11 protein-coding genes and 1 pseudogene are annotated in these 18,132 nt (G+C 58.1%); 10 read left to right on the forward strand and 2 right to left on the reverse strand.

Annotated features, from left to right (window positions below):
• Positions 1–259: 259 nt before the first annotated feature.
• The 6 genes from recC to yfiB all read left to right on the forward strand — a co-directional run bounded on the left by recC (position 260) and on the right by yfiB (position 12,005).
• Complete coding sequence (gene recC / locus FJD38_RS19060; protein WP_146386904.1) at positions 260–3,709, forward strand: exodeoxyribonuclease V subunit gamma; 3,450 nt, start codon at positions 260–262, stop codon at positions 3,707–3,709.
• Positions 3,709–7,398 (forward strand): exodeoxyribonuclease V subunit beta, encoded by a 3,690-nt coding sequence (gene recB, locus FJD38_RS19065; RefSeq protein ID WP_146386906.1) that lies wholly within the window; start codon positions 3,709–3,711, stop codon positions 7,396–7,398. Before recC ends, recB begins: the two co-directional genes overlap by 1 nt.
• A complete protein-coding gene (gene recD, locus FJD38_RS19070) occupies positions 7,395–9,476 on the forward strand; it encodes an exodeoxyribonuclease V subunit alpha (protein ID WP_146386908.1) in 2,082 nt (693 codons plus the stop codon). The genes recB and recD overlap by 4 nt, the downstream gene beginning before the upstream one ends.
• Positions 9,477–9,652: 176 nt before the next feature.
• On the forward strand, positions 9,653–10,228 hold the full coding sequence (gene yfiR, locus FJD38_RS19075) for a regulatory sequestration protein YfiR (RefSeq protein ID WP_146386910.1): 576 nt from the start codon (positions 9,653–9,655) through the stop codon (positions 10,226–10,228).
• Positions 10,225–11,514, forward strand: a complete 1,290-nt coding sequence (dgcN, locus tag FJD38_RS19080; RefSeq protein WP_122783799.1) for a diguanylate cyclase DgcN/YfiN — start codon at positions 10,225–10,227, stop codon at positions 11,512–11,514. Before yfiR ends, dgcN begins: the two co-directional genes overlap by 4 nt.
• Positions 11,502–12,005, forward strand: coding sequence for an outer membrane lipoprotein YfiB (yfiB, locus tag FJD38_RS19085; RefSeq protein WP_122783798.1), 504 nt, complete (start codon positions 11,502–11,504; stop codon positions 12,003–12,005). Before dgcN ends, yfiB begins: the two co-directional genes overlap by 13 nt.
• Here yfiB and FJD38_RS19090 read toward each other — a convergent pair.
• Positions 11,995–12,963, reverse strand: coding sequence for a LysR family transcriptional regulator (locus FJD38_RS19090; RefSeq protein ID WP_146386912.1), 969 nt, complete (start codon positions 12,961–12,963; stop codon positions 11,995–11,997). The two genes, yfiB and FJD38_RS19090, sit on opposite strands and share 11 nt — an antisense overlap.
• A gap of 114 nt (positions 12,964–13,077) precedes the next feature.
• On the opposite strand from FJD38_RS19090, the gene FJD38_RS19095 reads away from it, so the two are divergent.
• Both FJD38_RS19095 and mmsB read left to right on the forward strand, forming a co-directional pair.
• Positions 13,078–14,592: a CoA-acylating methylmalonate-semialdehyde dehydrogenase gene (locus FJD38_RS19095; RefSeq protein ID WP_146386914.1), complete on the forward strand. Its 1,515-nt coding sequence runs from the start codon at positions 13,078–13,080 to the stop codon at positions 14,590–14,592.
• Between the two features lie 10 nt (positions 14,593–14,602).
• The gene (mmsB, locus tag FJD38_RS19100) at positions 14,603–15,490 is read left to right on the forward strand and encodes a 3-hydroxyisobutyrate dehydrogenase (protein WP_146386916.1); all 888 of its coding nucleotides are present in this window, start codon (positions 14,603–14,605) and stop codon (positions 15,488–15,490) included.
• A 186-nt stretch (positions 15,491–15,676) separates the two neighbouring features.
• Here the strand turns inward: mmsB and FJD38_RS19105 are convergent, their stop codons facing one another.
• Positions 15,677–17,077 carry an amino acid permease gene (locus tag FJD38_RS19105; RefSeq protein ID WP_122783794.1) on the reverse strand — a complete coding sequence of 467 codons (1,401 nt, stop codon included), beginning with the start codon at positions 17,075–17,077 and terminating at the stop codon, positions 15,677–15,679.
• 157 nt (positions 17,078–17,234) lie between these two features.
• Between FJD38_RS19105 and FJD38_RS24825 the strand changes: the two are divergent.
• Together FJD38_RS24825 and mdaB are read left to right on the forward strand one after the other, a co-directional pair.
• Positions 17,235–17,321: pseudogene (locus tag FJD38_RS24825) on the forward strand (sulfite exporter TauE/SafE family protein); the annotation flags it as partial.
• A gap of 171 nt (positions 17,322–17,492) precedes the next feature.
• Complete coding sequence (gene mdaB / locus FJD38_RS19115; protein WP_122783793.1) at positions 17,493–18,083, forward strand: NADPH:quinone oxidoreductase MdaB; 591 nt, start codon at positions 17,493–17,495, stop codon at positions 18,081–18,083.
• The last annotated feature ends 49 nt before the right edge of the window (positions 18,084–18,132 follow it).

Below are 18,132 nucleotides of genomic sequence, written 5' to 3' on the forward strand. Positions count from 1 at the left end.
TGAAACGATGCATCGCCGATGGTAGTGTGGGGTTTCCCCATGTGAGAGTAGGTCATCGTCAAGATTAAATTCCAAACCCCCTGTCTGCTCACGCAGACAGGGGGTTTGTTTTTGTGCGCGAAAAAGCCCGAGCGATCGACAAGCAACACGTTTGAATACCCTCTGCATGCCCCACGCTGTTCGCTTGCAGCTTGCGCAACTCCCCCCCATGCAATGTTAAGGTTCGTCTTTGGATATTGCCTTCCCTAAGGATGCCTTCATGCCGGTCGCTACTTCTCTGAATCCAGGTTTTATGGTCGTTCACGGTAATCGCCTTGATGAATTGCGAGGCTTGGTCGTGAGCTGGATGCGGCGCTATCCCTTGGCACCTCTGGAGAACGAAATTGCACTGGTACAGAGTAATGGCATCGCTCAATGGCTGAAGCTCGCTCTGGCCGAAGATGCTCAGGATGACGACTTGGGTGGCTGCGGGATTGCCGCCGCTGTTGATGTACAACTGCCCGGCAGTTTCATGTGGCAGCTCTATCGCATCGTATTAGGCACAGAGCACATTCCCGCCAAATCCTTGCTTGATAAAGCCCCGCTCACTTGGCGTTTGATGCGTTTGCTGCCTGCGCTTATTGATCAGCCGCACTTCGAACCGTTGCAGCGGTTTCTGACCAACGACTCTGATCTGCGAAAGCGCTATCAATTGTCAGAGCGCCTCGCCGACCTCTTTGACCAATACCAGGTTTATCGCGCTGATTGGCTTGAAGATTGGGCGGCAGGCCGTCACCAGCTGCGCAATGCACGAGGCGAAACCCCCGCCCTGAGTCCGGCCAATTGCTGGCAAGCGGAGCTATGGCGTGCACTTCTGCTCGACGTAGGGGAAGAGGGCATGTCGCAGAGTCGTGCCGGCGTGCATCAGCGTTTTATGGACAGGATCAATAGCCTCGAACAAGCGCCGCCCGGCTTGCCGGCCCGAGTCATCGTTTTTGGCATCTCATCGTTGCCTGCTCAGGCACTCGAAGCGTTGGCAGGTCTGGCCCGCTTTAGTCAGGTGTTGCTGTGTGTGCACAACCCTTGCCGTCATCATTGGTCTGACATCGTGGCGGACAAAGATCTGCTGCGCCACCAGTACAAACGCCAAGCCCGCAAAGCCGGAATGCCAGCCGCGCTGGATGTCGATATCCTGCATCAACATGCTCACCCTTTATTGGCTGCGTGGGGCAAACAGGGCCGTGACTACATCAACCTGTTGGACAGTTACGACGATCCGAACAGTTATCGGGCCGCCTTTCGCGATGGACGGATTGACCTGTTCAGTGAAGTAGAACCACTCAACCTGTTGAACCAACTACAAGACGACATTCTTGAGCTGCGTCCTCTCAATGAAACACGTGAGCTATGGCCTGCTGTTGATTTAGATACGGATCGTTCAATCCGTTTTCACATCGCCCACAGCGCGCAGCGTGAAGTTGAAATCCTTCACGACCAATTGCTGGCCCGCTTCAGCGAAGATCCTGGGTTACAGCCACGCGACGTGATTGTAATGGTGCCGGACGTCGACAGTTACGCCCCTCATATTCGAGCCGTATTTGGCCAGATTGACCGCGACGATCGCCGTTTCATCCCCTACACCCTCGCCGACCAAGGCCAGCGGGGCCGTGATCCTCTGCTGATTGCCATCGAGCACTTGCTCAAATTGCCTGACAGTCGTTTCCCGGTCAGCGAAATCCTCGACCTTCTGGATGTTCCCTCTCTACGAGCACGCTTCAACGTTAAAGAGCGCGACCTACCAACCTTGCATCGCTGGATCGAAGGCGCAGGGATTCGCTGGGGATTGAATGCGCAACAACGCGCCGGCCTCGGCTTACCGGCGCAACTGGAGCAGAACAGTTGGCGATTCGGCCTGCGCCGTATGCTGCTTGGCTATGCCGTAGGCAGTGGTCAAGCCTGTGATGGCATTGAACCTTACGATGAAATCGGCGGCCTGGATGCGGTATTGATTGGCCCGCTGGTGGCTCTGCTCGATGCGCTGGAAATTGCCCATCAGGAACTCTCGCAACCGGCCTTGCCTCAACAATGGGGCGAACGACTGCAAGCGCTGGTTCAACTCTTCTTTCTGGCGGAAACCGAGCACGACGACTACCTGCTGGCCCAGCTTGAAGAACTTCGAGAGAACTGGCTCGAAACCTGTGAGTTGGTTGGCCTGCAAGATGAGTTGCCGCTCACGGTTGTTCGTGAGGCGTGGCTGGCAGGTCTCGACCAAGGCAAACTGTCCCAGCGATTCCTGGCCGGTGCGGTCAACTTTTGCACCCTGATGCCGATGCGTGCCATCCCGTTCAAACTGGTGTGCTTGCTCGGTATGAATGACGGCGACTACCCACGTGCGCAACCGCCGCTGGATTTCGACTTGATGGGCAGTGACTATCGCCCCGGCGATCGCTCGCGCCGTGAAGATGACCGTTATTTGTTGCTTGAAGCGCTGCTCTCGGCACGTGATCAGCTGTACATCAGTTGGGTAGGGCGCAGTATCCGCGACAACAGCGAGCGCCCGGCCTGCGTTCTGATCGGACAACTGCGCGATCATATCGCCAGTGGCTGGAAACATCAGGGTGGCAGTGATCTGCTTGAAGCCATGACGCAAGAGCATCCGTTGCAACCTTTCAGCACCCGCTATTTCCATGAAGGTAACCCCAGCCTCTTCAGCTACGCCCGTGAGTGGCAGCAATTGCACGAATTTCAGGATGCCCCGGCTCAACCCGGGTCACTCACGGCACACGAACAAGAAGAACCCCTGAACCTGACTCAACTGCAGGACTTTTTGCGCAATCCGGTGCGCCACTTCTTCAGTCAACGTTTGAAAGTGTTCTTTGAAGCCGCAGAAGTGCCTCTTGCGGATGAAGAGCCTTTCGTCCTCGATGCTTTACAGCGTTACACCCTGAGCGACAGCTTGCTCGAAGCCGCCTTGGCGCAGCCCGATCAACTGGAGCAAGCCTTGCACAACCGCGCCCTGCGCCTGCAAGGCAGCGGCCTGTTACCGATGGCCGGGTTTGGAGAGTGCTTGCAGCACGAATTGATAGAACCGTTGCCCGACGTATTGCAGCGCTATCAACAGTTGCTGACGCTTTGGCCTAAGCCACTGAGCAGCGCCTTGCCTGTCAGCCTCGAAGAACATGGGCTGAAACTGGAAGGGTGGCTCGGCAATCTGCATCAGCGAAGTGACAACGGCCTACTCTCCGTCACCACGATTCCCAACAGCATTGGCGCGATCAAAACCCGTAAATGGCACCGCTTGACCCGTCCGTGGGTGAATCATCTGGTTGCCTGCGCCAGCGGCTTGCCCATGTCCACTGCATTGGTCGCCAGCGATGACACCTTGTTGCTTGAGCCTATGCAGCCTCAACAAGCCCGGGACATTCTCGGCAATCTGTTGCTGGCCTGGAAGGTCGGGATGAGTCGCCCGCTGCCTATCGCGGTCAAAACAGCCTTCGCCTGGTTGGCCCAGAGCGATCCGGCCAAAGCAGAGGCGGCAGCACAAAAAGCTTACGAAGGTGATGGGCAGACCAGTAATGGCGAGCGCCGCGAAAGTGCTGCGCTCGCCCGTCAGTTCCCGGACTATGCGGCGCTGATTGCCACCCATGAATTTGAAGACTGGTGCGACGCCCTGTATCGCCCCTTGTTTGACGCCCCTTGGCGTTCACTGACCAGCGAGGTGGCACGCTAATGAATGCGCAAAAAGAACCCTTGGCGCTGGCCTTTCCCCTGCACGGCAGCCAACTGATCGAAGCCAGCGCCGGCACCGGCAAGACCTTCACCATCTCGGCCCTCTATCTGCGTTTGATTCTGGGGCACGGAGCGCAGGGCGCCGGGTTTGGCCGCGAATTGTTACCGCCACAAATTCTCGTTGTGACCTTCACGGATGCTGCCACCAAAGAGTTGCGCGACCGTATCCGCACCCGCCTTGCCGAAGCTGCGCGGTTCTTCCGCGACGAGATCCAGGCGCCGGACGCTTTGGTTGCGCAACTGCGAGACCAATTTTCGCCCGAACAATGGCCAGGATGCGCAGGTCGGCTCGACATTGCCGCACAATGGATGGACGAAGCCGCCGTTTCGACTATCCACAGTTGGTGTCAGCGGATGCTGCGAGAGCATGCATTCGACAGTGGCAGCCTGTTCACTCAGACACTGGAAACCGACCACAGCGACTTGCTGGGCGAAGTTGTGCGCGATTACTGGCGCCTGTTTTGCTACCCCATGCACGGTGACGCGCTGAACTGGGTACGTGCAAACCTGAGTGGCCCTGATGCCTTGTTGCCGCGTATACGTGCGCTGTTTGGCAGTTCGCGGGCGGGCGTAGACCCCGCACAAAACCCCGCGCAGATTATCGAGACGTGCCTGCAGGAGCGCCGTCAGGTGCTCACGCAGCTCAAAACCCCGTGGCTGCAATGGGCCCAGGAACTGCGCGACATTTGCCTGCAAGGTGTAGCCAGTAAAAGTGTCGACGGTCGCAAGATGCAAGCGCGTTACTTTGAGCCCTGGTTCGAGAAACTCAGCTCATGGGCTGAGGACGACACACTGGAACAGTTGGACCTGAGCACGGGATTCACGCGTCTGACACCCGACGGTATGGCCGAAGCCTGGAAAGGGCAGCCGCCTCAGCATCCGGGTCTGGATGCCATGGCCGGCCTGAAAGCCGCACTGGACGCTTTACCCAGCCCTGACGCTGCGGTGTTGGAGCATGCTGCGCGTTGGGTGAGCGCGCGTTTTGAGGAAGAAAAACGCCGCCGTGCCGAGATGGGCTTTGACGATATGCTGCTCAGGCTTGATGCCGCATTGCAGGCTGATGGCGGTGAGCGTCTGGCGACCTTGATTCGCGAGCAGTTCCCGGTGGCCCTGATCGATGAGTTCCAGGACACCGACCCGGTGCAGTACCGCATCTTCGAAACCATTTACCGTATCGAAGACAACAGCCCTGAGACGGGGTTGTTTCTGATCGGCGACCCGAAGCAGGCGATCTATGCTTTTCGCGGTGCCGACATTTACACCTACCTGCGCGCCCGTCATGCCACTCAAGGCCGACTGCACACACTGGACACCAACTTTCGCTCCAGCCACGCGATGGTGGATGCGGTGAACCACGTGTTTGCACGAGCTGAGCAGCGCGACACAGGACGCGGTGCGTTTTTATTCCGTGACGGCTCTGAAAACCCTGTGCCGTTTGTCTCGGTTAAATCCCAGGGCCGAAAAGAAATCCTGCAACTGGATGGGCAGCCGGTGTCCGCCATGAACCTTTGGCAATTGCCCTCCGAACAGCCCGTTTCCGGTGCGGTGTATCGTCAGCAACTGGCGGCCGTGTGTGCCAGCCAGATTGTCGAGTTGCTCAATGGCGGCCAGCAAGGTCGATGCGGGTTTGCTCAGGAGGGACATCCGCTGCGCGGAGTATTGCCGGCTGACATTGCGATTCTGGTTCGTGACGGTAAAGAAGCACAGGCTGTGCGGCGCGAATTGTCGACCCGTGGCGTGCGCAGTGTTTACTTGTCAGACAAAGATTCGGTCTACGCCGCGCAGGAGGCCCACGATGTGCTGGCCTGGCTTAAAGCCTGTGCCGAACCGGATGTCGAGCGCCCACTGCGCGCCGCACTGGCCTGTATCACGTTGGACCTGCCCCTAATTGAGCTAGAGCGTCTGAATCAGGACGAACTGGCGTGGGAACGTCGTGTTATGCAGTTTCGGGGTTACCGCGAAATCTGGCGCAAACAAGGCGTGTTGGCCATGTTGCGACGCCTGCTGCATGACTTTGAATTACCCCGCACATTAATTGCCCGCCCGGACGGTGAGCGCGTGTTAACTAACGTCTTGCACCTGTCTGAACTGTTGCAGCAGGCTGCTGCCGAGCTGGATGGTGAGCAAGCGCTTATCCGCCATCTGGCCGAGCATCTGGCCTTGTCGGGTCAGGCCGCAGAAGACCAGATCCTGCGCCTTGAAAGCGATGAGCAACTGGTAAAAGTGGTCACGATCCACAAGTCAAAAGGGCTGGAATACCCGCTGGTGTTCTTGCCATTTATTTGCTCGACCAAGCCGGTGGATGGCAGCCGTTTGCCGCTGCATTACCACGACGCGGCGGGTAACGCCCAGGTCAGTTTGAAAGCCACACCCGAACTGATCGCTCAGGCCGATGACGAGCGTCTGGCCGAAGACCTGCGTTTGCTTTATGTGGCCCTGACCCGTGCCCAGCATGCCTGCTGGCTGGGCGTTGCCGACCTTAAGCGCGGCAACAATAATCGCTCGACTCTGCACCTGTCTGCGTTGGGTTATTTGCTTGGGGGCGGCGCCGTGCTGGCCGAATCCGTAGGCCTTGCGCGCTGGCTGGCGGACGCACAGCAAGATTGCCCGGCCATTGATTGCCAGCCGGTGCCATTGCCCAGCCCCGCGTACTTTGTTCCGCCAATTAACCAGGCCACATTACTCAAGCCGTTGATCCCGGCTCGGCGCGCAGCCGAAAACTGGTGGATAGCGTCCTACAGCGCGTTGCGTATTGGCGACAGCCTCAGCCCTGCCGAGGCACCGGAAAGCGCATTGGCTCAAAAGCTCTCGGATGATGAGCGACTCGATCCTGATGCGCCCCGTGACGTGTTACTCACCGGCGGCGACATTCACCGCTTCCCTCGTGGGCCCAATCCCGGCACCTTCTTGCACGGTCTGCTGGAATGGGCCGGCGGCGAAGGTTTCAAGGCTGACGCTACCGCCGTCAACGATGCCGTCGCGCGACGTTGTAATCGACGTGGCTGGCAAGGCTGGATTGAGACCTTGAGCGACTGGTTGCTGCATCTGCAACACGAACCCCTGCGCCTGAACAATGGTCAACCCGCAGTGGTACTGAGCGGCTTGAATCAATACCAGATCGAAATGGAATTCTGGTTTGCCAGCCACAAGGTCGACGTGCTGCAACTCGATAAACTGGTGCGCCAACATACCCACGGCGGTGCGCCACGTGCGGCGGCTGAACCGAGCCTGCTCAATGGCATGTTCAAAGGCTTTATCGACCTCACGTTCGAGCATGCAGGGCGCTATTACGTCGCGGATTACAAATCCAATTGGCTGGGTATCGACGATGCGGCCTACACCGAACAGGCGATGACCACCTCGATCCTGGATAATCGCTACGACCTGCAATACGTGTTGTACCTGTTGGCCCTGCACCGTCAACTCAAGGCGCGGCTGATTGACTACGACTACGACCAGCACATGGGCGGCGCGTTGTATTTATTCTTGCGGGGCACTCGCTCCCAAGGGCAGGGGGTGTTCTTTACGAGGCCGCCCAGACACTTGATCGAAAGCCTGGACCTGATGTTCCAGGGCAAACCTCAGCCTCAGCAGGCTGAACCGGCATGGGAACAGGGAGAATTGTTATGAGTCGTTCGTTTGCCGAACTGTTGCCCACGCCGTTGACGGCTGAAAGCCTTGCCCGTTTACAACCTTTGACGCGAGCCGATGATCTGTTGCTGCTATTGGAGCGTTGGGTAGAGCGCGGGTGGCTACGGGCGCTGGATAAAGCGTTTGTCGCTTTCCTGCATGAGCGCGACCCCGAAGGGGATCCGTTGGTGCTGCTGGCGGCGGCGCTGACCAGCCACCAACTGGGTCACGGCCATGTCTGTCTGGATCTGTTCGAAACCCTGAAAGAGCCCGACTTTGCACTGTCTCTGCCCCCTGAAGGCGATGTGCAGACGGGCGCCATGCTGCTGCCTTCGCAATTGCTCGAAGCGCTGGAGGGTGACGCGTGGTGTGCTGCCTTGCAGGCCAGCGCTTTGGTTGAGCACGCAGGACACTGCTCAGAGGCGAGCAGTCGTCCCATGGTGCTGAGCGACCGCCGTCTGTATTTACGTCGTTATTGGGCGTATGAGCGGCGAATCGACAGCGCTTTGCGCCAACGTCTGTCTGCCCCGCAGGTCACGCCTGAGGATTTGCCGGCGCGCCTCAACAGTTTGTTCGGCAGCCCGGCACAGCCTGCACCGATTGACTGGCAAAAACTGGCCTGCGCCTTAGCGACCCGAGGGGCCTTCAGCATCGTAACGGGCGGCCCCGGCACCGGCAAAACCACCACCGTAGTGCGCCTGCTGGCCCTGCTGCAGGCCCCGGCCGTGGAGGCCGGAGCGCCGTTGCGAATTCGTCTGGCTGCACCGACCGGCAAAGCGGCTGCACGCTTGACCGAGTCCATCAGCCTGCAAGTCAAATCATTGGAAGTGGCTGACAGCGTTCGCCAAAAAATCCCGAGTGATGTCACCACGGTTCACCGCCTGCTGGGCAGCCGACCGGGTACACGGCACTTTCGCCATCACGCGGGCAATCGGCTGCCGCTGGATGTGTTGGTGGTCGATGAAGCCTCCATGATCGACTTGGAGATGATGGCCAATTTACTCGATGCATTACCTGACCATGCGCGGCTGGTGCTGTTGGGGGACAAGGACCAGTTGGCCTCGGTTGAAGCCGGCGCGGTGCTGGGCGATTTGTGTCGCGATGCCGAAGCGGGCTGGTACACCCCGCAGACCCGGGCATGGCTGGAGCAGGTCAGTGGGGAAAACCTTGCGGGCAGCGATTTGCAACAAGACCTGGACGGTACTCATCCGCTCGCCCAACAAGTGGTCATGTTGCGTCACTCGCGTCGTTTTGGAGAAGGCAGCGGTATTGGCCAGCTTTCTCGTCTGGTGAACCGGCAACAGTCCCATGACGCGCGGGCGTTGCTGGTCGCGGGCCATCACGAGGATCTGTTTACCTTGCCCCTCAAGGGGGAGCAAGACCGGGGGTTCGAGCGTCTGGCGCTGGAAGGGCGCGGTGCGCAGGCCAAAGGCTATCGGCATTACCTTGAGGTACTGCGTGACCGGCGTCCATCAGCCGATGCAGGCCTTGAAGACCCTTGCTGGTCCGTTTGGGCGGGGCAAGTACTGGAGGCATTCGAAGCGTTCCAGGTACTGTGCGCCGTGCGTAAAGGTCCTTGGGGTGTGGAAGGTTTGAACGAACGCATCACACGCACGTTGTTTGCCCGCAAGTTGATAGACGGTGATCAACAGTGGTACGAAGGGCGCCCCGTGCTAATGACCCGCAATGATTACGGCCTGGGGTTAATGAATGGTGATATCGGCATCGCACTCAAACTGCCGGAGCGTGATGGAGACAAGCAGCGCCATGTGCTGCGGGTCGCCTTTGCCCGCAATGATGGGCAGGGCGGTATTCGTTTTGTACTGCCGAGTCGGCTCAATGATGTCGAAACGGTGTACGCCATGACGGTGCACAAATCTCAAGGCTCGGAGTTTTCGCACACCGCGCTGGTGCTGCCGGAAGCCCTTAACCCGGTCCTGACCAAAGAGCTCATCTATACCGGCATCACGCGGGCCAAGCACTGGTTCAGCCTGATAGAACCGCGGGCTGGAGTGTTTGAGGAAGCCGTCGCACGCAAGGTCAAACGCCTGAGCGGGTTAATGTTGGGGCTCGGGTAGCTCAACACGACTCATTTGCAGGCCCGCGCAGGGAAGCGGTACCCTTTAAACGCAGTGTATAAACAGTACGGTTACCTACTTTTGGATAGCCGGTTATGTGAAGTCTGTCACAGTTAATGCGAAGCCTGTGATACATTCCCGGCATTATTCCTACAATGTTTACCGAGATTTCCTGCATGGATGTGGCTGTTTTCTCGATACGACAAGGTTGGAGAAACGGCCTGAAACGCCTGTCTCTTCACCTCCTATTGCTAGGCACCCCCTGCTTGGCTCAATCCGAAGTGCTTCTGAATCAGGTCGATCAACGTGCCAAAAATGTCGCCCAAGTGGTGCTTGGCATTCTCAGCTATGCGCGTTGGCCCATCGAACCGGCGTATTTGCAGCTGTGTGTGGTTGGCCCGACCGAGTACGCCGATGACCTGCTAAAAGGCGCGACTCAGGCCAGCGGCAGGGCGTTGCAGGTGCGCCGAGTGCTGGTCACTGATCCCTTGCTTATCAAACATTGCAACGCGCTCTACTTAGGCAAACTCAGCGCTGAAGACCGGCGAAGTGTGTTCGATCAACTGTCGGGCCAAGCGGTCCTGAGCATTAGCGAACAGGTGGATTCGTGCAGCGTCGGCAGTTTGTTTTGCCTGAAGGTGGGCGATGAGAACGTGTCGTTTGAGGTCAACCTCGATTCTGTCGCCCGCAGTGGCGTGCGGATCCACCCTCGGGTGTTGCAATTGTCACATCGTCGGGGTGATCAGACATGAGCCGGGATAAAAGGCTGCCTGTTCATCGCCAATTGCGTTCGGTGCTGCGCCGCGGGCATTTGAGCGTGGCATTGGTCGCCGTCGTGCTGGCCAGCACCTCGATGACGCTGTTGGGCACGTTGGCACTCAAGGTGTACGCCGACAACAACGTGCACTTGCTGGCGCGTGCCATCAATTACACCGTCGAAGCGGCAGTGGTGTTCGATGACAAGGCGGCTGCGTCAGAAGCGCTGGCCTTGATTGCCTCCACAGCCGCTGTCGCTGACGCTCAAGTGTTCAAGGCCAATGGTCAGTTACTGGCGCAGTGGCAGCGTCCGGAAAACGGGTTGTTGTCCAGGGCAGAGATGTGGCTGGCAGATCACTTGTTGAATCAGCCGGTAACGGTTCCGATTGAGCGTCAAGGTCAGCAGATCGGTGAAGTGAGGATCCGTACCCACGGAGCCAATTTGTTGCGGTTTTTGATCAGCGGACTGTTAGGTGTATTGCTGTGCACGGCGCTGAGTGTATGGAGTGCACTGCATCTTTCGCGGCGCATGCATGGCGGTATAACCGGCCCGTTACAACAACTGGCCGAAGTGGCGCATGCGGTACGCATCGAGCGCGCATTCGATCAGCGCGTGCCTGCGGCGCAGATTGCCGAGCTGAACAGCCTGGGCAATGACTTTAACGCGTTGCTCGATGAGCTGGAGTCGTGGCAAAGCCATCTGCAACATCAAAACCAGGCGCTGGTGCATCAGGCCAATCATGACTCACTGACCGAATTGCCCAACCGTGCCTACTTTGAAACACAGTTGGCGCGCACGCTGCGTTCTCTAAACACCACCCATGAAAAAGCCGCTGTGCTGTTTCTCGATAGCGACCGCTTCAAAGACATCAATGACACCTATGGCCATGCGGCGGGTGATGTGGTGTTGATCACGGTGGCCGCCCGCATCCGCGCCTTGCTACGTGAAAACGATGTGGTTGCGCGACTGGGCGGGGACGAATTTGCGATTTTACTGACGCCGCTGCACAAGATCGAAGACGCCCAGCGTATTGCGGAGAAGATCATCGCCAGCATGCGTGAGCCTATTTCTCTGCCGGGGCAATTCAGCGTTGTCACCTCTTTCAGTATCGGCATTGCGGCTTACCCTGAGCATGGCACCCACCCGGACTCGCTGCTGTGTGCAGCAGACTCAGCGATGTACCATGCCAAACGCCTCGCCCGTGGCGGCCAACACGTTGCGAAGCTGGAGTGCTCCGTAACCCCCAATACTTCAGGAGCTGTTCCACCATGCGTGAGTTGACTCAGCGTTATGTGCAGTTATTTAGCGTTGCCCTGTTACTGGCCGCAGTGTTGTTAACCGGTTGCCAGACCACACCGCCTAAAGGCCTTACTGCAGCGCAGATCGCGGTGTTGAAACAACAAGGTTTTGAGTTGACTGACGAAGGCTGGGCATTTGATTTGTCGGGCAAGGTGCTGTTCGGCAGTGACCTTGAAGTGCTCAATGCCCAAAGTCAGGCCATCGTGGAGCGCATCGGCACTGCCTTGGTCGCGGCAGACATCCCGCGTGTGCGGGTAGAAGGTCATACCGACAGCTCGGGCAAAGACTCCTACAACCAGCAGCTGTCTTTGCGCCGCGCCAACAGTGTGGCCAACGTGCTAATCAGCGTGGGGATGCGCCCGGAAAATATCCAGACCCTCGGCCTGGGCAGCAGCATACCGGTGGCGACCAACAAGACCCGCGCCGGGCGAACCGAAAACCGGCGGGTGGCCATTGTGGTGATTACGGATTAACACCGATGGGTGAGCCCGCAAACTTGAGCTCCCGCGTTTCCCCCCGCAATAAAGGTGCATTCAGCTCAGTCACCTCACGGATGTAATCCCACAGCAGGGTGATCCGCTTGAGTTTCCTCAGGTCCTCCCGGCAGTACATCCAGAACTGTCGGGTGAGGTTGATTTCGTTGGGCAGTACAGGCAATAGCCGTGGGTCCTGGGCCGCCAGAAAACACGGCAGTATCGCCAGCGAACGCCCTTGCTGCGCGGCCACGAATTGCGCAATCACGCTGGTGCTGCGCAAGGTGGCGCTGGCGCCGGGCACCACATTAGCCAGGTACAGCAGCTCTGAACTGAACGCCAGATCGTCGACGTAGCTAATAAAGGGGTGTTCCTGCAAGTCAGCCGCCCGGCGGATGGGCGGGTGTTTGTCCAGGTAGTCCTGAGTGGCAAACAGTTGCAAGCGGTAGTCGCACAGTTTGCAGCACACATACGGCCCATGCTCCGGGCGCTCCAGCGCAATGACGATATCGGCTTCGCGTTTGGACAGGCTGATGAAGTGCGGCAGCGGCAGGATATCTACCGAAATCGCCGGGTAGGTGTCCACAAAGTGGCTTAACTGCGGGGTGATGAAGAAGCTGCCAAAGCCTTCGGTACAGCCCATGCGTACATGCCCTGATAACGCTACCCCTGAACCTGACACTTGTTCGCAAGCCATGTGCAGCGTGCTTTCAATCGACTCGGCATAACCCAATAAGCGCTGGCCTTCAGGGGTCAGAGTGAAGCCATTGGTGCGCGACTTCTCAAAGAGCAACGTACCCAGCGCGCTTTCCAGCGAACTGATCCGCCTCGACACGGTGGTGTAGTCGACTGCCAGGCGTTTAGCGGCGCTGCTGGCTTTGCGGGTGCGGGCCACCTCCAGAAAAAACTTCAGGTCGTCCCAGTTCAAAGCGCTTAACGAGGTGATGTTTTTTTGCATGTTTGACCGGCTTATATGTGCGTTCTTATTAGAAGAACGCACACCTATACTCCAAAAACTGTCCTGCGACCAATCCGGGCGTACGTACTCATAAAAATAATGTCGGAGACCTCCATGAGCGTTCCTAACACCCCGTATCAAAATGCCCGCTTGCTGATCGATGGCGAATGGATCGAGTCGCAGACCACCGAGTGGCACGACATCGTCAACCCGGCCACTCAGCAGGTGCTGGCCAAAGTGCCTTTCGCGACAGCCTCTGAAGTCAACGCGGCGATTGCTGCTGCCCAGCGTGCCTTTCAAACCTGGAAGCTGACACCGATTGGCGCGCGCATGCGCATCATGCTCAAGCTGCAAGCGCTCATCCGTGAACACTCCAAGCGTATTGCCACTGTGCTCAGTGCTGAGCAGGGCAAAACCATTGCCGACGCCGAGGGTGATATTTTTCGGGGCCTGGAAGTGGTCGAACACGCGTGCTCCATCGGTACGTTGCAGATGGGTGAGTTCGCCGAAAACGTTGCAGGCGGAGTGGATACCTACACCTTGCGTCAGCCCATTGGTGTCTGTGCGGGCATCACGCCGTTTAACTTCCCGGCCATGATTCCGCTGTGGATGTTTCCGATGGCGATTGCCTGCGGTAACACGTTCGTTCTGAAACCTTCTGAGCAAGACCCGCTGTCGACCCTGATGCTGGTGGAGCTGGCGCTGGAAGCCGGTGTGCCACCGGGTGTGCTGAACGTGGTGCACGGCGGCAAGGATGTAGTGGATGCCCTGTGCACGCACACTGACATCAAGGCCGTGTCCTTTGTCGGCTCGACAGCCGTGGGCACCCATGTGTATGACCTGGCGGGCCGTCATGGCAAGCGGGTGCAATCGATGATGGGAGCCAAAAACCACGCCGTGGTACTGCCCGATGCCAATCGTCAACAAACCCTCAATGCGCTGGTCGGTGCGGGTTTTGGCGCAGCCGGCCAACGCTGCATGGCTACGTCGGTGGTGGTGCTGGTGGGCGCGGCCAAGCAGTGGCTGCCCGACCTCAAGGCGCTGGCGCAAAAGCTCAAGGTTAATGCCGGCAGCGAAGCGGGCACTGACGTTGGGCCGGTGATTTCCAAGCGTGCCAAAGAGCGCGTACTGGGGTTGATTGAAAGCGGGATCAAAGAAGGGGCAGTGCTTGAACTGGACGGGCGCGACGTCAACGTGCCGGGGTTTGAGCAGGGCAACTTTATCGGCCCGACCTTGTTCTCGGGCGTGACCACCGACATGCAGATTTACACACAGGAAATCTTTGGCCCGGTACTGGCGGTTATAGAAGTGGATACCCTCGATCAAGCCATCGCGCTGGTCAACGCCAATCCGTTCGGCAACGGCACGGGGCTGTTTACCCAAAGCGGCGCTGCTGCGCGCAAGTTCCAGACCGAAATTGATGTGGGTCAGGTCGGTATCAACATTCCGATTCCAGTGCCGGTGCCGTTTTTCAGCTTCACCGGCTCACGTGGGTCGAAACTCGGCGATCTTGGCCCGTACGGCAAACAAGTCGTGCAGTTCTATACCCAAACTAAAACCGTCACCAGTCGCTGGTTTGACGATGACAGCGTGAATGATGGCGTCAACACCACCATCAACCTTCGTTGAGGGCACGATCATGAATATCGCATTTATCGGCTTGGGCAATATGGGCGCACCGATGGCGCGCAATCTGCTCAAAGCCGGACATTCGTTGAACCTGTTCGATCTGAACAAAGACATTCTGGCAGAGCTGGCCGTGCTGGGCGGGCACATCAGTCAGTCACCCCGCGAGGCTGCCCAAGGCACTGAGCTGGTCATCACCATGCTGCCGGCCGCCGCCCATGTGCGCAGTGTATGGCTGGGGGAAGACGGCGTACTGGCGGGTATCGGTGAAGGTGTGCCTGCCGTGGATTGCAGCACGATCGACCCGCAAACTGCCCGTGATGTTGCAGCCGCTGCTGCCCGGCAAGGGGTACAGATGGCCGACGCACCGGTGTCCGGGGGTACGGGCGGGGCACAAGCGGGCACCCTGACGTTCATGGTCGGTGCATCGCAAGCGCTCTTTGACACCCTGCACCCCGTACTTGCGCACATGGGCCGCAACATCGTCCATTGCGGGGATGTGGGCACCGGTCAAGTGGCTAAAATCTGCAACAACCTGCTGCTTGGGATTTCCATGGTGGGCGTCAGCGAGGCCATGGCCTTGGGCGCGGCGCTGGGGATCGACAGCGAAGTTCTGGCCGGGGTGATCAACAGTTCTACCGGGCGTTGCTGGAGCTCCGAGGTCTACAACCCTTGGCCCGGTATTGTCGAAACTGCACCGGCATCACGGGGTTACACCGGCGGTTTTGGTGCCGAACTGATGCTCAAGGATTTGGGACTGGCCACGGAAGCGGCTCGTCAGGCCCACCAACCTGTCGTGATGGGCGCTGTGGCTCAGCAGTTGTATCAAGCCATGAGTTTGCGCGGGGAGGGTGGTAAAGACTTCTCGGCCATCATCAATAGCTATCGCAAACCCGAATAGGGTTTTTTCCGGGAGTCCGCGTCGGGCGGATTTCCCGGGTTTTTGCGTTCACTGACATTTGTTCCCTCACCCCAACCCTCTCCCAGAGGGAGAGGGGGCTGAGCTGTGGTGCTACACCTATCCGCTTTTGCTTGAGTCCCCTCTCCCTCTGGGAGAGGGCTAGGGTGAGGGGCTTTTGATGTGACGTTAGCGCCTGGACAGTGGCCTGCCGGTGCTCAAGCGCACCTGATAAAACCCATAAATGATCAGCAACCATACCGGGATGGCGTACACCGAGGCGCGAACGTCGGGGATCATCCAGATAACCGCAATAATCACGGCCATAAAGGCCAGGCACAGAATGTTGCTGAACGGCGACCAGAACGCTTTGAACCCAGGCGTCACACCTTTCACGGCCATGGCTTTGCGGAACTTGAGGTGGGTGAGGCTGATCAACGCCCAGTTGATCATCAGCGAGGCAACCACCAGCGCAAACAGCAGTTCCAGCGCTTTATGCGGCGCCACGTAGTTGACCACCACGCACAGTAACGTCACCAGCGCTGACAGACCCAGTGCGCGTAAAGGCACGCCGTTTTTGGTCAGTTTCATCAGCGCTTTAGGCGCATCACCTTGCTCGGCCAGGCCGAACAGCATGCGGCTGTTGCAGTACACACCGCTGTTATAGACCGACAGGGCTGCAGTCAGCACCACGAAATTGAGGATTTGCGCGGCGGTGTCGCTGCCGATCAAGGCAAAAATCTGCACAAAGGGGCTGCTGCCATAGGCATCGCCACCCGCACCCAGTGTGACCAGCAACTGATCCCACGGGTACAGGGCCAGCAACACGGTCAGGGCACCCACGTAGAAAATCAGGATGCGGTACACCACCTGGTTGATGGCCTTGGGGATGACCTTTTTCGGTTCGCTGGCCTCGGCTGCCGTGATGCCCACCAACTCCAGACCACCAAACGAAAACATGATGAAGGCCATGGCCATCAACAGCCCAGTGCCGCCATTGGGGAAGAATCCGCCGTGGCTCCACAGGTTGCTGAAGGATGCTTGCGGGCCGCCCGTACCGCTGATCAGCAGGTAGCAGCCCAGAACGATCATGCCGACAATCGCCACGACCTTGATGATGGCAAACCAAAACTCCATCTCGCCGAAGACTTTTACATTCAAGGTATTGATCAGGTTGACCAGTACGAAGAACACCACGGCACTGACCCACGTAGGGACTTCGGGCCACCAGAACTGGATGTATTTACCGACTGCTGTCAGTTCGGCCATGCCCACCAGCACGTAGAGCACCCAATAATTCCAGCCCGACAGAAAACCCGCATAGCCGCCCCAGTACTTGTGGGCAAAGTGACTGAACGAGCCGGCGACGGGCTCCTCGACGATCATCTCGCCCAGCTGGCGCATGATCAGAAAGGCGATAAAACCGGCAATGGCATAGCCCAGAATCATCGACGGCCCGGCCGATTTGAGTACGCCCGCCGAACCCAGAAACAAGCCTGTACCGATAGCGCCGCCCAAGGCAATCAGCTGGATATGGCGGTTTTTTAAACCGCGTTTGAGTGTGACCGGGGGGGAGTTAGTGTCAGCCATCAAGTGTCCTGCACGTTGTTGTTATCGGTAGTTGATCAAATCACCCACGGCGCCTCGCGCCCCGGGTGGCGGGAAGCCCCGGATATTACTCCGGCTAAAAATTCAGGCATACAGGCGAAAACGACTCTGAGAAATTTCCTACGTAGCCCGGGGGCGGCGCCAGCGCATCAGCGCGACGGTGTTCAAGCGGGTGTTCTTTATCGGCATGGCCATGCCGGGGCCGCATTTGCTGAACGGTGGCTAGGTCACTTTGGCAACAATCAAATATTGATTTGTGACTACAGGGCAAAAGCTATTTGTCCGGGCGCGGGTTTTTCTGTGGTGCAAGGCTCTATATCCTGCTTCTCATGATTTAAACCTTTAACGCCCCAAGTCGCTCAACAGCGCTGAGGGTTAACTCCTGATGAGGCTGACGATGAAAAAGATTCTTCTACTAAACGGCGCTAAAAAATTTGCACACTCCGATGGCCGCTACAACCTGACGATGCATGACACGGCCTTGGCGTTTTTTGATCGCCAGGGTTTTGAAGTCAAAGTCACCCACATCGACGAAGGCTATGACGTTGCCGAAGAAGTCGAAAAATACCTGTGGGCGGACGTGGTGATCTACCAAATGCCAGGCTGGTGGATGGGCGCACCCTGGATCGTAAAAAAATACATCGATGAAGTGTTCACCCAAGGGCACGGCAAGCTCTACGCCAGCGACGGGCGCACCCGTTCCGACGCTTCGCAGCGCTACGGAAGCGGTGGTCTGATCCACGGTAAAAAATACATGCTGTCACTGACCTGGAATGCACCGCAGCAAGCGTTTGACGATCCGGCGGACTTCTTTGAAGGCAAAGGTGTGGACGCGGTGTACTTCCCGTTCCACAAAGCCAACGAGTTCCTTGGTATGACCGGTTTGCCGACCTTCCTGTGCGTTGACGTCATGAAGCGTCCGCAGCCAGACGTTGACGCGGCTCGTTACGAGCAGCACTTGGCTGAAGTGTTTGGTCTGAACGGTTAACAGATTGCCGCCAAGGTGCAGATTTACACTCGTTTCGCTCCTCAGCGAC

It is taken from the genome of Pseudomonas saxonica (assembly GCF_007858365.1).
GTDB classification, from domain to species: domain Bacteria; phylum Pseudomonadota; class Gammaproteobacteria; order Pseudomonadales; family Pseudomonadaceae; genus Aquipseudomonas; species Aquipseudomonas saxonica.